Consider the following 13,306-nt stretch of genomic DNA (forward strand, 5'->3'; position numbering starts at 1 on the left):
CAAGCCCATATTATATATAAGTAAGTCTGAACATTATGAGCCGTTACAACGTCAAGGAAACCGAAACCAAATGGCAAAAAGCCTGGGTTGAGAACAATTGTTTTTCTGTCAAAACAGATACAAACAAACCCAAGTATTATGTCCTGGAAATGTTCCCCTATCCTTCGGGCAGGATTCATATGGGGCACGTTCGGAACTATACAATTGGCGATGTAATCTCACGCTACAAAAAAGCCAAAGGTTTTAATGTTCTTCACCCCATGGGGTGGGATGCCTTTGGTCTGCCAGCAGAAAACGCTGCCATGGCTCGCGGAGTCCATCCAGGTAAATGGACCTACGAAAACATTGCCGCTATGCGCGAACAACTTAAATCCATGGGTCTTTCCATTGATTGGGATCGCGAAATAGCCACCTGCCATCCCCAATACTATAAACATGAACAAAAGATGTTCCTGGACTTCCTGAAAGCGGGTCTGGTTGAGCGTAAAGAGTCATGGGTGAACTGGGACCCCGTAGATCATACAGTGCTCGCCAATGAGCAGGTAATTGACGGTAAAGGCTGGCGATCCGGTGCCGAAGTTGAAAAGCGCAAGTTAAGCCAATGGTTCTTTAAAATCACTGACTTTGCTGACGAACTCTTAGAAGGCCTGGAAACACTTGATCGTTGGCCTGATAAAGTCCGTACGATGCAACACAACTGGATCGGTAAATCCGAAGGGGCCAGAGTCTTTTTCAAAATAAAAGACTCCGATCAAGAGATTGAGGTTTATACTACACGCCCGGATACCTTGTTCGGTGCATCATTTTGTGCGATTTCAGCAAACCATCCCCTCACTGACCAGCTTTCTACTGATAATGCTGAGCTCAAAGCCTTTGTTGCCGAGTGCAACCAGATGGGTACATCTGAAGAAGCCATAGAAAAGGCAGAGAAAAAAGGCTTTGATACAGGTTTAAGAGTGACCCACCCACTGGATTCTTCTATTGAGCTTCCCGTTTATGTCGCAAACTTCGTCCTCATGGACTATGGAACAGGCGCTGTCTTTGGCTGTCCCGCTCACGATCAGCGTGATCTGGACTTTGCCCGAAAATACGATCTGAACGTCACACCTGTCGTCCTGCCAAAAGACGAAGATCCCAACACTTTCAATGTCGAAAACGAAGCCTATACAGGCGAAGGAACGCTATTTAATTCTCAGTTCCTTGATAGTTTGGACATTGCTGCTGCGAAGAAAAAGGTTATCAGTCATTTGGAAGACCTTGGCCACGGCAAAGGAACAACCCAATTCCGCCTGAGAGACTGGGGTGTATCCCGTCAACGCTATTGGGGCTGTCCAATTCCCATTATCTATTGTGATGATTGTGGCGCTGTTCCTGAGAAGGAAGAAAACCTGCCCGTTGAGTTGCCTGAAGATGTTGCCTTCGACAAACCAGGTAACCCCATTGCGCACCATCCGACGTGGAAACATACCGCGTGTCCTTGTTGTGGAAAAGCAGCCGTCAGAGAAACAGACACCTTTGATACCTTTATGGAATCTTCCTGGTATTTTGCGAGGTTTTGTAGCCCGAGAGATGACAATGCCTTTGATCGCAAGGATGTAGATTACTGGCTTCCCGTTGATCAGTATATCGGCGGTATTGAGCACGCTGTCCTTCACCTGCTCTATTCAAGGTTCTTCACCCGCGGGCTTGAGAAGTGTGGTTATCTGACTGCGAAAGAGCCCTTCAAGGGCCTCTTCACTCAGGGCATGATTTGCCATGAAACCTATCAAAACGACAAAGGCGAATGGCTTTCCCCCGAAGAGATCGAGAAAAATGATAGTGGTAACTTTGTCACTTTAGATGGTGGCCCAGTAAACGTCGGTCCATCGATCAAGATGAGTAAATCAAAGAAAAATACCATCGATCCTGCCGATATTATTGGCAGCTATGGTTCTGATACAGCAAGATTTTTTATGCTTTCTGACAGCCCACCCGATCGTGATATGGAATGGACAGAATCCGGAATTGACGGGTCCTGGCGATTTACCCAACGTATGTGGCGTCTGATCACAACACAGTTGGATAGCCTTCCTGCTGTCAATACGGCACAGCCAGATAAATTCAATGATCAAGCACTGGAACTAAGAAGAACGGTTCACAAGTCAATTGCATCCATAAGCGAGAATATTGAAAGCTTCCGCTTTAATGCTGCTGTCGCTAAAATATACGAGTTGACGAATGCTATTGGTCAATTCAAAGCAACGGAAGATAATGATTTCTGGGCTTTACGCGAAGCATTTGAAATTCTCGTTCGTCTTGTTTCGCCAATGATGCCACATATTTCCGAAGAGCTTTGGAATCAACTTGGCCATAGCGATCTTATTGTTAATGTATCCTGGCCTGTTGCCGATGACAGCCTGATCGTAGACGACACTGTAAAACTTCCCGTTCAGGTTAACGGTAAGCTGCGCGCGACAATTTCATTGCCTCTTGAAGCGACCGAAGATCAAATTAAAGAAGCTGCGCTGTCCGAAGCCGGGGTTCAAAGAGCAATTGATGACAAAGATATTCGGAAAGTTATTATCGTCAAAAACCGTATCGTAAATATTGTTGTATAAATCTGCTTTTAAGGCCCTGATGATGCCCATTATTCTCAAAAAATTATGTATGCCAGTTGTGCTAATTCTCGGCCTTATCAGCCTCACTGCCTGCGGATTTCAACCTGTTTACAAGAAGAGTGCAGAAACCGGGTACTCTTCACATCAGGCTTTGCAAACGATTAGAATTAGTCCCCTTCCCGATCGTCCGGGACAAATCCTTCACAACCTGTTGCGCGACAGAATGAATCCTCTGGGGCAACCCAGAAAACCGCTTTATGTTTTAAAAGCCACGATTACCGAAACGGAAAAGGATCTTGCTGTCCGTCTTGATAATACGACCTCCAGGACAAATTTGACTATAATGGTGAAATATTCGCTAATAAGCCTATCAAGCAATAATGCTGTTTTTTCTTCCATCGCAAGATCTACCAACAGCTTTGACAAGCTTGACGATCCCTATGCAAACCTTGTTGCTGAAGATACCGCCCGTAATCGTGTATTACGTCAGGTCGCAGATGATATGGCTTTACAGCTTGGTGCCTACTTCAATAAATTACAGTAAGAAATAACCCTATAAGGCTTTAGATACGTGAAAATACCTGCTGCCAAAGCTGATAGTTTTTCAAAGTCTCCTGACAGCAGCATAAAAGCTATACTGGTTTATGGTCCCGATGAGGGGCTGGTTTTAGAGCGAAGCCAAAACCTACTTCATTCAGTTGTTGATGATGCACAAGATCCCTTTCGTGTGGTCAACCTGGACAATGATGCTCTTAAAAAAGAACCTTCATTGATCAGTGATGAAGCAGCGGCCATATCCATGATGGGTGGCAGACGTGTGATACGAATACGCTCAGCCAGTGATGCCTTAGCCCAAGTTTTTTCCGATTACTTTTCTGATCCGGTTGGCGATGCCCTCATCATTCTAGAAGGCGGAGATTTACCAGGAAGATCCAAACTCAGAAAAGTTTTTGAAACCGAAAATCTTGCCGCAGCGATTGCCTGTTACAAAGATGACGAAAAAAACCTCCCAGGTCTAATTCGTCAAACCATTGAAAATGAAGGGTTTTCTCTTTCAAACGACGCTCTCGGCTTCCTCGTGGCAAATCTTGGTACAGATAGACGATTAACGCGCCGAGAATTACAGAAATTATGCCTATACAAAGGAAAAAATTCCTCTCCCATTTCTCTTGAAGATGCGCAGGCTTGTATCGGTGATACCGCCACATTAACACTGGATGATTTAGCAATTGCCGTCGGAACAGGAAATATTCAAAAACTTGAAAAAAATCTGTTACGGGCACAACAGGAAAATCAGAATGCAATCACCATCCTGAGAGCCGTCACCAGACATTTTCAAAGATTGCATTTAACCGCCGGTCTTGTTGCACAAGGTGTCCCCATGGACAAAGCTGTATCTACACTTCGCCCACCCTTGTTCTGGAAAGTTGCTGACCCCTTTAAAGCCCAGGCAAGAAAATGGTCGCCAAACGCTCTGTCCAAATCACTCGGCATGCTTTTAGAGACTGAAGCAAATTGCAAAAAAACGGGCGCTCCGGCTGAAACCCTCTGCGCCAGAACACTTCTGGAAATTACAGCAAACGCCCCTACGCGCCGCCGCGCTTAAGCTCTTTAAAAGCCGTTTACTCAGAAGACTGGGTTAACCGATGCAGAACATTATCAAGCTGTTCCAGTGTATCGTATGAAATTTTAAGCGCCCCACCTTGCCCGTGGAAATCAATACTCACCTTTAGGCCTAACATATTTGAAAGATCACGCTCCAAGGCAAGGGTATCTGCGTCCTTTTGTGGCCCTGAACTCGGCTTAATCTTTGAGCTAGTGATAGGCTTTTTTAAATGAGCCTGATCATTTTCAGGTTCTTTCAACTCATTCTTCATCGCTTTAGCCAGGCGTTCTGTCTCGCGAACAGAAAGGCCTTTTGAAGCTATTTCCTGAGCCAAATCAACCGCATCTTCAGCCCCAACAAGTGCGCGGGCATGACCTGCGCTCAAATCACCCTTTTCAACAAGCTCCTGTACCTCATCCGGCAAGGATAGCAAACGCAGCATGTTTGCAATGTGGCTACGGCTTTTCCCAATGATTTTAGCAACATCATCCTGTTTATGGCCAAATTCATCCATCAGGCGTCGATAACTCGTCGCTTCTTCGATCGGTGTCAGATCCTGACGCTGCACATTTTCAATAATGGCAACCTGAAGAACTTCCGCATCATTCAGTTCGCGAATAACAACCGGAATTTCATGTAACTGTGCCCGTTGAGAAGCCCGCCAACGGCGTTCCCCCGCAACAATCTCGTATTCAGAAGACAGTTCAGGGTGCCTTCGTACTAAAATAGGCTGTAATAATCCTGATTGTTCAATTGAATCGGCAAGAGTCGCAAGTGCCTCTTCTTCAAAATGACGACGAGGCTGTTTTGTGTTGGGGTGAATATGCTCTATCGGAACCTGCTTTGTTGAACGTACTTTATCCAACGAAGCATAGTCTTCCGTCTCGTCCCCAAAAAGAGCAGCAAGACCGCGGCCTAAATTTTTCCGTTTATCCTGAGCTTCAGCCACCAATCGACCCTCTCAACTAATCCTGTTATCTACTCTATCCGGCGTATGACCGATTAATCCTACGCGACAGCTGGTGCTGTAATACGAACTTGTTCATTTCTAAGAATTTCCCCAGCCAGCTTGATATAGGCCTGAGATCCAGCACAGGCTACATCGTACAACAGGACCGGTTTGCCATGTGAAGGCGCCTCTGACACTCTGACATTTCGAGGAATAACTGTATTAAAAACCTTCTCTCCCAAGAAAGCCCGCACATCAGCAGCAACCATTTCACAGAGGTTATTCCTTCTGTCATACATGGTAAGGACAACACCCTGAATTTGAAGACGACGATTAAGCCCCCTCTTCACGCGGTCAATAGTACGCAGGAGATGAGATAGTCCTTCAAGGGCATAGAACTCTGTCTGAAGAGGTACAAGAACAGCATCAGAAGCAACCAGCGCATTCAAGGTCAACAGACCAAGTGCTGGCGGGCAATCAATCAAAATGTAATCAAATTGATCCAGAAGTGGCCCAATAGCATTCACAAGTTTGAATTCGCGCTCTGCTAGACCTACGAGCTCAAGCTCAGCACCTGAAAGTTCCACACCAGAAGAAATAACATGCATCCGGGGAACATCTGTTGATCTGACGGCACGCGTAATAGGTAATCCCTCGATCATAACCTGATAAATACTTTGCTGACGGGCATCAGGCTCTACACCCAATCCTGTACTGGCATTGCCTTGAGGGTCCAGATCGATAATCAAAACCTTCTTTTTGCAAGCTGCAAGAGCAGTGGCCAAGTTTACCGTTGTTGTCGTTTTACCAACTCCACCCTTCTGATTTGCAATGGACCAGACTTTTGCTTCGCGTTTCTTTTTACTTGAAATTGAATCCATATCTTGTACTGACATGATCAATCCCCCCAAGTTATAGAAGTTTGAGGTTCAATATTGCTGCATCATCATCAGACAAAGAATTGTACCTCGACACTTTCATAGTCCACTTTTTCTCTGCTTCGGTCAATTCCTCATCTACATTTCGCCCTTTTAAAAGCAAAAATTCTGGATCTTTTTCAGCCTTTGAGACCTCCAAGAAGGGTTGGGAAAAGTTTATAATCTTGGTAAGTGGTGCAAAAGCGCGTGCTGTAAAAACATCAACGGCGAAAGGTTCGATCTTTTCAATACGGTTATTATGAACAGTTAAACCAGCATCTGTTTCACGTGAAACTTCACGTAAGAACATTGATTTCTTAAGATCTGATTCCATCGCATGCACATTCCCTGCCTCCAGAATGGCAAGAATAAGAGCTGGAAAACCTGCACCACTGCCAAAATCGACAATTGTTTTTTTATGATCAGTCTCAGGAAGATATTTAATAAGCTGAGCTGAATCTAAAAAGTGGCGGGTCCATAAATCTGGTAAGGTATTTTTGCTCACCAGATTTATTGCCTTATTCCATTTAACAAGAAGATCTGCATAACATTTCAATTTATCCTCTGTTTCACGTGAAACAGGAATATGCTTTTTAAAACCATCAATTCCGGTAGTATCAGGCAACATAATTTTTATCTAATTTTCTTACATATCTTAAGAGTGCAACCAAAGCTGCTGGTGTAACACCAGAAATACGTGATGCAGCGCCCAAGGTTTCCGGCTTTGATTGATTGAGTTTTTGAACTATCTCATTAGACAGACTTGGGACAGATGCATAATCAAAATTTTCAGGTAGCTTTAGGGCTTCATCTTTTCTAAAGGCTCTGATATCTGCATCTTGTCGCTCTATATAGCCAGCATAGCTAGCATCAATTTCAAGCTGTTCTACAATGACCTGATCAAATTGTGAAAGCTCTGGCCATACTTTAGTTAGAACTTCTATAGTAACATCAGGGTAACGAAGTAAATCAAAAATGGATCTTCTTTGTCCATCTTTGTTTACATTGATGTCATAGGAAATCAGCTCATTTGGTGTTGCAGAGTGTTCTTTTGCAAAAGCTCTTGCTTTTGAAAGCTTTGACATCTTATTTTTAAAGACAGAAGCTCTGTCTTCTCTAATACACCCTATATCAAGCCCAATTGGTGTCAGGCGTTGATCTGCATTATCTGCCCGAAGTTTTAAACGATACTCTGCCCGGCTGGTGAACATTCTATAAGGTTCAGTAACACCCAAACTCACCAGATCGTCAATCATGACACCCATGTAAGCATCAGCACGATCTAACACAAAATCTCGCTCAGATCCTTGCGATTTCAAAGCAGCATTTACGCCAGCAATAAGGCCTTGAGCCCCGGCTTCTTCATATCCGGTCGTTCCGTTTATTTGGCCAGCAAAATATAGACCTTGGACTTTTCGAGTTTCCAAAGTTGGCCGCAGCTCACGTGGATCAACATAGTCATACTCAATAGCATAACCATGTTGAAGGATCTTTGCCTTCTCAAGTCCAGGGATTGTTTTCAGGAAGTCCTCTTGAACATCTTCGGGAAGAGAAGTTGATATGCCATTTGGATAGACATTTACATCATCCAGCCCTTCTGGCTCCAAAAAGATCTGATGGCGATCTTTTTCCTTAAATCGAACAACTTTATCTTCAATAGAGGGACAATAACGTGGACCCTTGCTTTCAATCTGTCCGGAATACATCGGAGATTGGTCTATATTTTTAGCAATAATATCGTGGGTATCAGTATTGGTATAGGTGATATGACAGGCTACCTGTTCCTGTGTAATTTCCTTTGTCATATAGGAAAAAGGTTCAGGTGGTGTATCCCCTGGCTGAACAACCAGATTACTATAATCAATTGTCCGGGTATCCAACCGGGCCGGTGTGCCCGTTTTCAAGCGTCCTAATTCAAACCCAAAACGGGAAAGTGTCCTGGATAACCCGATAGCAGGTTCATCCCCTACTCGCCCGGCAGGAATTTGTTTTTTCCCAAGATGTATTAGACCGTTTAAAAAAGTTCCTGTTGTTAAAACAACACAGGAAGAAAAGATTTTTTCCCCAGACGCTGTGATCACCCCACAACAAACATCATTCTTGTCCAGAATAAGATCTTCAACAGGCGTTTCAAGAATTGTCAGATTTTCCTGATCATCCAAGAGATCTTGAATGGCTTCTTTATATAATTTGCGATCAGCTTGTGCTCTTGGTCCACGGACAGCAGGACCCTTACTTCTATTTAAAACGCGAAACTGAATTCCGCCACGATCAATGGCTTTGCCCATCAAACCGTCAAGCGCATCAATTTCTCTTACCAGATGCCCTTTGCCAAGACCGCCTATGGCAGGATTACAAGACATAACCCCAATAGTCGATTTTTTATGGGTGACAAGAAGCGTCGCAGCCCCCATCCTGGCAGCAGCAGCAGCAGCTTCTGTTCCAGCGTGTCCGCCCCCAACAACAATAACATCATAGTTTTTCATAGCTGATCGCTTTGCTATATTTTTGAATACAAAAAATACTCAGAACTAAGTTAAAGACTATTTGCCCAGAGCATCTTTAATTTTTTGATCCGTCTTATATTGGCTCAAAGCATAAACAGACCAAATCGCAGCCACAGGCCATCCAATTAAGGTGAAAATAGTGGAGATTTGTAAAATAAAGCAAAAAATTCCGGCAATAGGTCTTCCTATTGTGAAGAACTGGAGCCATGGGATGATTATAGCCAATAGTAAACGCATTCTCTTTTCCCTTAAGAAATCTCTTCACACTTTTGATGAGTTAATAATAAGCGATTTTATTCTCAACTTATTTTTCAGCCATATTCATAACTATATGGCCTGTTTCACGTGAAACATAATTCACAAAACACTTCACTTATGTAAGCTAAATCAGCCTATTTTCCAATGCAAAAATCACGGAAAATAACATCTAATAGCTCTTCAACATCTACTTTTCCTGTAATTCTACCAAGATAACGTGTAGCAAGACGTAAATCTTCTGCACAAAGTTCTGGAAGATCTGTCAGAAGAGAACGATCAAGAGAGTCCAAACACTCTTGCAATGCCGATCTATGGCGTTGTCTCGTAATACCGGACGAACTACCTGAGAGTCCCATATTAGCAACAACCCAGGTATTCAGCTTTTCTAAAAGGATACCAATACCCTCACCGGATTTGGTGGATATGCTAGTTACATCAAACCCAGGAACAAAAATAGTGTCTGAGAGATTTTCTTCAGTTTTGTCACATTTATTGATTGCTATAAAACTGTTATCGCTATCCAACAGCTTTAGAGTTTCTTGATCCAGATTATCTCTATCTTCAATATCAAAAACAGCCAGACATAAATCGGCGGACTCAGCATGTAATTTAGCTCGTCTTATTCCTTCTAGTTCAATTCCGTCTGTTGTGTTTTCTTCTATTTCTCTCAGGCCCGCTGTATCAGAGACAATAACGGGATAACCAGATAGGTCTAGATGTACTTCAATAATATCTCTCGTTGTCCCGGCAACATCAGAAACAATAGCAACTTCACGTCGTGCCAAAGCATTTAGAAGTGACGATTTTCCCGCATTTGGTGGACCCACAATTGCTATTTTTATTCCATTCCGTAATCGTTCGCCACGATGACTATCATCCAGATGATGTTTAATATCTTTCTTTAATTGCTCTATATTGTGTTTAACCTGATCAGAAATCCCCTCTTCCAGCTCTTCATCAGGAAAATCAATTTCAGCTTCCATATAGGCTAACATACGAACCAGACGATCTCTCCAACCTTCGACAAGATTGGAAAGTTCTCCATCCATTTGACGAATGGCCTGCTTCCTTTGCGCTTCGGTTTCAGCAGCAATGAGATCAGATAAACCCTCTACTTCTGTTAAATCGAGTTTATCATTGTCAAAAGCACGTCGGGTAAATTCACCAGCTTCCGCCGGACGAAAATTAGGCAATTTTGCCAAAGCTTCAATGGTACCATCAACAACTGCACGACCACCGTGAAGATGTAATTCCACAACATCTTCGCCTGTAAAACTAGCTGGACCAGGAAACCAAAGGGCCAAACAACGATCAAGTTCAGCTTTATCTTCTGGATCAAACAACTTTATCAACGCTGCAACACGTGGCTCTGGAAAAGAGGATGACATCTTTTCCAAAACAGCTTTGGCATTGCTGCCTGATATTCTGATCACGGCAACACCGGCCTGTCCTGGCGCAGTTGATAAGGCAAAAATAGTGTCGGAAGCCATTTTGTCTAAACCAATAAGAGTTTCATGCTCAATTCACTGGAATTCACATATAAGCGGAATTCGCACATTAGCCTCAGACAAACATCAGGTCAAAAACCTTTATGACATAGCAGAACTGCAGAAATTCTATCAAATCACAGAATGAAACCAGTACTAATATCTAAAAGGAAAAATTAAGAGAGTTACTTATTTGTTTTTGTTGAATCATCTTGTGAAAATTGAGACCAAAACATCTTCTGCATCTGATCAAATCCTTGCATAGAAGCTGGCATCCAGGTTTTCATTAAAGCTTCGGGATCACTTGATTGAATAGTTTCCATCATTTTTTTCCTAACTTCTTCAATTGCATCTTTTTGAAGTTCAGAAACGTCTGGAAGCCCAAGAAACTGCCGTGCTTCTTCTGGGGTACAATCTATGTCAAAAGTGATTTTCATCGCGATTTCCTGCAGTTAGGTAATACTCTTTCAAATACCATACCTTACTTACAGGAAAAGAATTACAAGTTTTTATATAAGGTTTTGTTTCCCGTGAAACATTACCTTAACGAAACAATTCAATTCCAGCTTTTACTAAAACTAACCAAGGGTTCTTTGGCAAAAATCCAGTGCACTGCCTTGCGCATTACATTGAGCATAGGAGTATAAATCAGCCAGATCGTAACCATAAAGGCCAAGAAAACACCGCCAATTGCAACATCACCAAACCAGTGCCCTCCCCCGACCAACCTGGGGCTTGCATTTATAACCGCAAAAAAACTTACAAGAATTCCATAAGAAGTTCCAAAATATCGCCACATGAAAATAACAGAAATAAAAGAAATGGCGGCATGGTCACTAGGGAATGATTTTCGTGTCCCTGTTTTAACCTCTATCCAGGAAACAAGATCATTTATATTCACAAAAGGGATCAAAACCTGCGACGGACTTTGATGATAATAAAGCTCAAAACCACATGAAATTATTATCATGGTTAGAATAACAGCAACCACTAACAGAAAGACCCTTGAAAGGCGTTCTTGAAAACAGGCTGCTCTGTTGAACAATATATACCAAAGGCAAAGAGCAACCAGAAACAGACCACTTAAACTGTCAAAAATTTTGCTATTAGTGAAAGCCCAATAGTTATTCCAAAGAGTACGACCTTCCTGCAAAGAACCATTCAAATAGAAAAATATCTGCTCATCCCAAGGCGTTTTAAAACCCTGGTCTATTGAAAAATAAACAACCAAGCCAACAATAAGGTTTCCCAGAAACAGTTTCTTGAAATTCCATGCTGGCAAATTTTGATCAGAGTTATTCACTATTGAACCCTTAAATATTTTAGCGGTTGGTATTCCTTACCAAATATCACTAAATATGCTGTTATAATATCGCGAAACAATAAAAAACGTTATAATGCAATTTACGCGTTTTCTCCTAATCCTATTACAAGCATCTGACAACCGGGAACTGCAATGTATCACTTAACCTTTTCTTCGCCACAAGGCTATCTGGATGTTGCAGAGGAAGATGGTAAAGTTATTCGATTGCAATGGATTAATAACAAAGATCTATATGAACAAACTCCTACTCCCCTGCTTTTAAAATGCAAAAAACAACTGGAAGAATACTTTGCCGGAAAACGGAATGATTTTGATGACATTCCTTTGGCACCACAAGGAACAGACTTTCAAAAAAATGTATGGCAAGCCTTGTATCGAATTCCCTATGGAAAAGTTAAAACCTATGGGGATATTGCCCATGAGGTTGAATCAGTCGCCAGAGCAGTAGGCGGAGCCTGTGGTGCAAACCCTATTCCTATCATTATCCCTTGCCATCGTGTCATTGCAGGAAATCAGGCACTCGGTGGTTTTTCCGGTGGTGAAGGCGGAAAGTCTAAAAAAGAGCTCTTGTTTCTCGAAGGTTATAAACATTTTGAAGAAAACCAACCAAGTCTCCCCGGTCTTTAATCCAATAATAACAAACACAGGTGAACCATGAACAAAGGCGTTAAATTTTATGAGTATGGAGGGCCAGAAGTCCTACATTACGAAAACATTGAGATTGGTAAACCAGGCAAAGGCGAAATAAGACTTAAACAAACAGCTATAGGGCTGAACTTCATTGATGTTTACCACAGAACTGGTCTGTACCCACAACCATCACTTCCCTCTGGAATAGGTTTGGAAGCGGCTGGTATCATTGAGGATATTGGTCCTGGTGTTACCGATTTACATATTGGAGACAGAGTTGCTTATGGAACAGGCCCGATAGGATCTTATGCAGAACATAGGATAATCCCTGCAAATAAAGTTATTCTTATTCCTGAAAGAATATCTGATGAAGAAGCAGCATCTGTAATGCTACAGGGGATGACTGCTGAATATTTGATCAGACGCACCTATTGCGTCCAATCAGGTGATTATGTTCTTTTCCATGCCGCAGCTGGTGGCGTTGGATCCCTTGCTATTCAATGGCTCAACGCATTGGGAGCAACAGTTATTGGTACAGTTGGTTCAGAAGAAAAGGCAGAAATAGCCAAAGCAAAAGGCTGTCATCATACCATCAATTATAAAACTGAAAATTTTGTCGATCGGGTAAAGGACATTACAGATGGTAAGGGTGTAAATGTTGTTTACGATTCAGTAGGCAAAGACACCTTCGAGGGATCCTTGGATTGCCTGAAAGTTCGTGGCACCATGGTAACTTTTGGAAATGCATCAGGCCCGGTCCCAGCTATAGAACCCCTCATTCTCAATGCAAAAGGTGGAATTTACCTTACCCGTCCGAGTTTGGCACACTATTGTGGAACTCATGAAGAAATGACAGCTTCAGCAAACGCTTTGTTCCAGGCAATTTCTTCTGGCGCAATACAGATTGATGTCAACCAAAGCTATGCACTATACGATGCTCGCAAAGCACATGAAGACCTGGAAGCAAGGAAAACCACAGGATCAACTATTTTGGTTCCTGCACATTAAAGCTGATTATCAATCCGAAATTA

13 protein-coding genes are annotated in these 13,306 nt (G+C 42.6%); 5 read left to right on the top strand and 8 right to left on the bottom strand.

The window, feature by feature from the left end:
- Window positions 1–35 precede the first annotated feature (35 nt).
- From leuS to holA, 3 genes are read left to right on the top strand one after another with little or no spacing between them, the layout of a single operon-like run.
- Window positions 36–2,597 (top strand): leucine--tRNA ligase, encoded by a 2,562-nt coding sequence (leuS, locus tag D9A03_RS16240; protein WP_120498259.1) that lies wholly within the window; start codon window positions 36–38, stop codon window positions 2,595–2,597.
- Window positions 2,598–2,646: 49 nt separating this feature from the next.
- Window positions 2,647–3,141, top strand: a complete 495-nt coding sequence (gene lptE / locus D9A03_RS16245) for an LPS assembly lipoprotein LptE (RefSeq protein ID WP_162199385.1) — start codon at window positions 2,647–2,649, stop codon at window positions 3,139–3,141.
- A gap of 27 nt (window positions 3,142–3,168) precedes the next feature.
- Complete coding sequence (gene holA, locus D9A03_RS16250) at window positions 3,169–4,203, top strand: DNA polymerase III subunit delta (protein WP_120498261.1); 1,035 nt, start codon at window positions 3,169–3,171, stop codon at window positions 4,201–4,203.
- 16 nt (window positions 4,204–4,219) lie between these two features.
- On the opposite strand, the gene D9A03_RS16255 is transcribed toward holA, so the two are convergent.
- The 8 genes from D9A03_RS16255 to D9A03_RS16290 form a co-directional block, all read right to left on the bottom strand.
- The gene (locus D9A03_RS16255) at window positions 4,220–5,152 is read right to left on the bottom strand and encodes a ParB/RepB/Spo0J family partition protein (RefSeq protein ID WP_120498262.1); all 933 of its coding nucleotides are present in this window, start codon (window positions 5,150–5,152) and stop codon (window positions 4,220–4,222) included.
- A gap of 59 nt (window positions 5,153–5,211) precedes the next feature.
- Entirely contained in the window at window positions 5,212–6,048 is an 837-nt protein-coding gene (locus D9A03_RS16260) for a ParA family protein (protein WP_254055072.1), read from the bottom strand.
- A gap of 16 nt (window positions 6,049–6,064) precedes the next feature.
- Window positions 6,065–6,697, bottom strand: coding sequence for a 16S rRNA (guanine(527)-N(7))-methyltransferase RsmG (rsmG, locus tag D9A03_RS16265; RefSeq protein WP_120498263.1), 633 nt, complete (start codon window positions 6,695–6,697; stop codon window positions 6,065–6,067).
- Entirely contained in the window at window positions 6,687–8,555 is a 1,869-nt protein-coding gene (gene mnmG, locus D9A03_RS16270) for a tRNA uridine-5-carboxymethylaminomethyl(34) synthesis enzyme MnmG (RefSeq protein ID WP_120498264.1), read from the bottom strand. The genes rsmG and mnmG overlap by 11 nt, the downstream gene beginning before the upstream one ends.
- Window positions 8,556–8,612: 57 nt before the next feature.
- Window positions 8,613–8,813: a YqaE/Pmp3 family membrane protein gene (locus D9A03_RS16275; RefSeq protein ID WP_120498265.1), complete on the bottom strand. Its 201-nt coding sequence runs from the start codon at window positions 8,811–8,813 to the stop codon at window positions 8,613–8,615.
- Window positions 8,814–8,968: 155 nt separating this feature from the next.
- Window positions 8,969–10,324: a tRNA uridine-5-carboxymethylaminomethyl(34) synthesis GTPase MnmE gene (gene mnmE, locus D9A03_RS16280; RefSeq protein WP_120498266.1), complete on the bottom strand. Its 1,356-nt coding sequence runs from the start codon at window positions 10,322–10,324 to the stop codon at window positions 8,969–8,971.
- 182 nt (window positions 10,325–10,506) lie between these two features.
- Complete coding sequence (locus tag D9A03_RS16285) at window positions 10,507–10,758, bottom strand: DUF6489 family protein (protein ID WP_120498267.1); 252 nt, start codon at window positions 10,756–10,758, stop codon at window positions 10,507–10,509.
- A 119-nt stretch (window positions 10,759–10,877) separates the two neighbouring features.
- Window positions 10,878–11,624: a phosphatase PAP2 family protein gene (locus tag D9A03_RS16290; protein ID WP_162938209.1), complete on the bottom strand. Its 747-nt coding sequence runs from the start codon at window positions 11,622–11,624 to the stop codon at window positions 10,878–10,880.
- 153 nt (window positions 11,625–11,777) lie between these two features.
- Here D9A03_RS16290 and D9A03_RS16295 point away from each other — a divergent pair, with 153 nt between their 5' ends.
- Together D9A03_RS16295 and D9A03_RS16300 are read left to right on the top strand one after the other, a co-directional pair.
- Window positions 11,778–12,272 (top strand): methylated-DNA--[protein]-cysteine S-methyltransferase, encoded by a 495-nt coding sequence (locus tag D9A03_RS16295; protein ID WP_120498269.1) that lies wholly within the window; start codon window positions 11,778–11,780, stop codon window positions 12,270–12,272.
- Between the two features lie 27 nt (window positions 12,273–12,299).
- Window positions 12,300–13,283 (top strand): quinone oxidoreductase, encoded by a 984-nt coding sequence (locus D9A03_RS16300; protein ID WP_120498270.1) that lies wholly within the window; start codon window positions 12,300–12,302, stop codon window positions 13,281–13,283.
- Window positions 13,284–13,306: the final 23 nt, after the last annotated feature.

Source organism: Kiloniella sp. EL199 (assembly GCF_900313065.1).
GTDB lineage: Bacteria > Pseudomonadota > Alphaproteobacteria > Kiloniellales > Kiloniellaceae > Kiloniella.

Bases quoted from the DNA above. Each gene is read 5' to 3' on its own strand.
- leuS (WP_120498259.1), top strand. From the start codon at position 36: ATGAGCCGTTACAACGTCAAGGAAACCGAAACCAAATGGCAAAAAGCC.
- lptE (WP_162199385.1), top strand. From the start codon at position 2,647: ATGCCAGTTGTGCTAATTCTCGGCCTTATCAGCCTCACTGCCTGCGGA.
- D9A03_RS16260 (WP_254055072.1), bottom strand. From the start codon at position 6,048: ATGTCAGTACAAGATATGGATTCAATTTCAAGTAAAAAGAAACGCGAA.
- rsmG (WP_120498263.1), bottom strand. From the start codon at position 6,697: ATGTTGCCTGATACTACCGGAATTGATGGTTTTAAAAAGCATATTCCT.
- mnmG (WP_120498264.1), bottom strand. From the start codon at position 8,555: ATGAAAAACTATGATGTTATTGTTGTTGGGGGCGGACACGCTGGAACA.
- D9A03_RS16275 (WP_120498265.1), bottom strand. From the start codon at position 8,813: ATGCGTTTACTATTGGCTATAATCATCCCATGGCTCCAGTTCTTCACA.
- mnmE (WP_120498266.1), bottom strand. From the start codon at position 10,324: ATGGCTTCCGACACTATTTTTGCCTTATCAACTGCGCCAGGACAGGCC.
- D9A03_RS16285 (WP_120498267.1), bottom strand. From the start codon at position 10,758: ATGAAAATCACTTTTGACATAGATTGTACCCCAGAAGAAGCACGGCAG.
- D9A03_RS16295 (WP_120498269.1), top strand. From the start codon at position 11,778: ATGTATCACTTAACCTTTTCTTCGCCACAAGGCTATCTGGATGTTGCA.
- D9A03_RS16300 (WP_120498270.1), top strand. From the start codon at position 12,300: ATGAACAAAGGCGTTAAATTTTATGAGTATGGAGGGCCAGAAGTCCTA.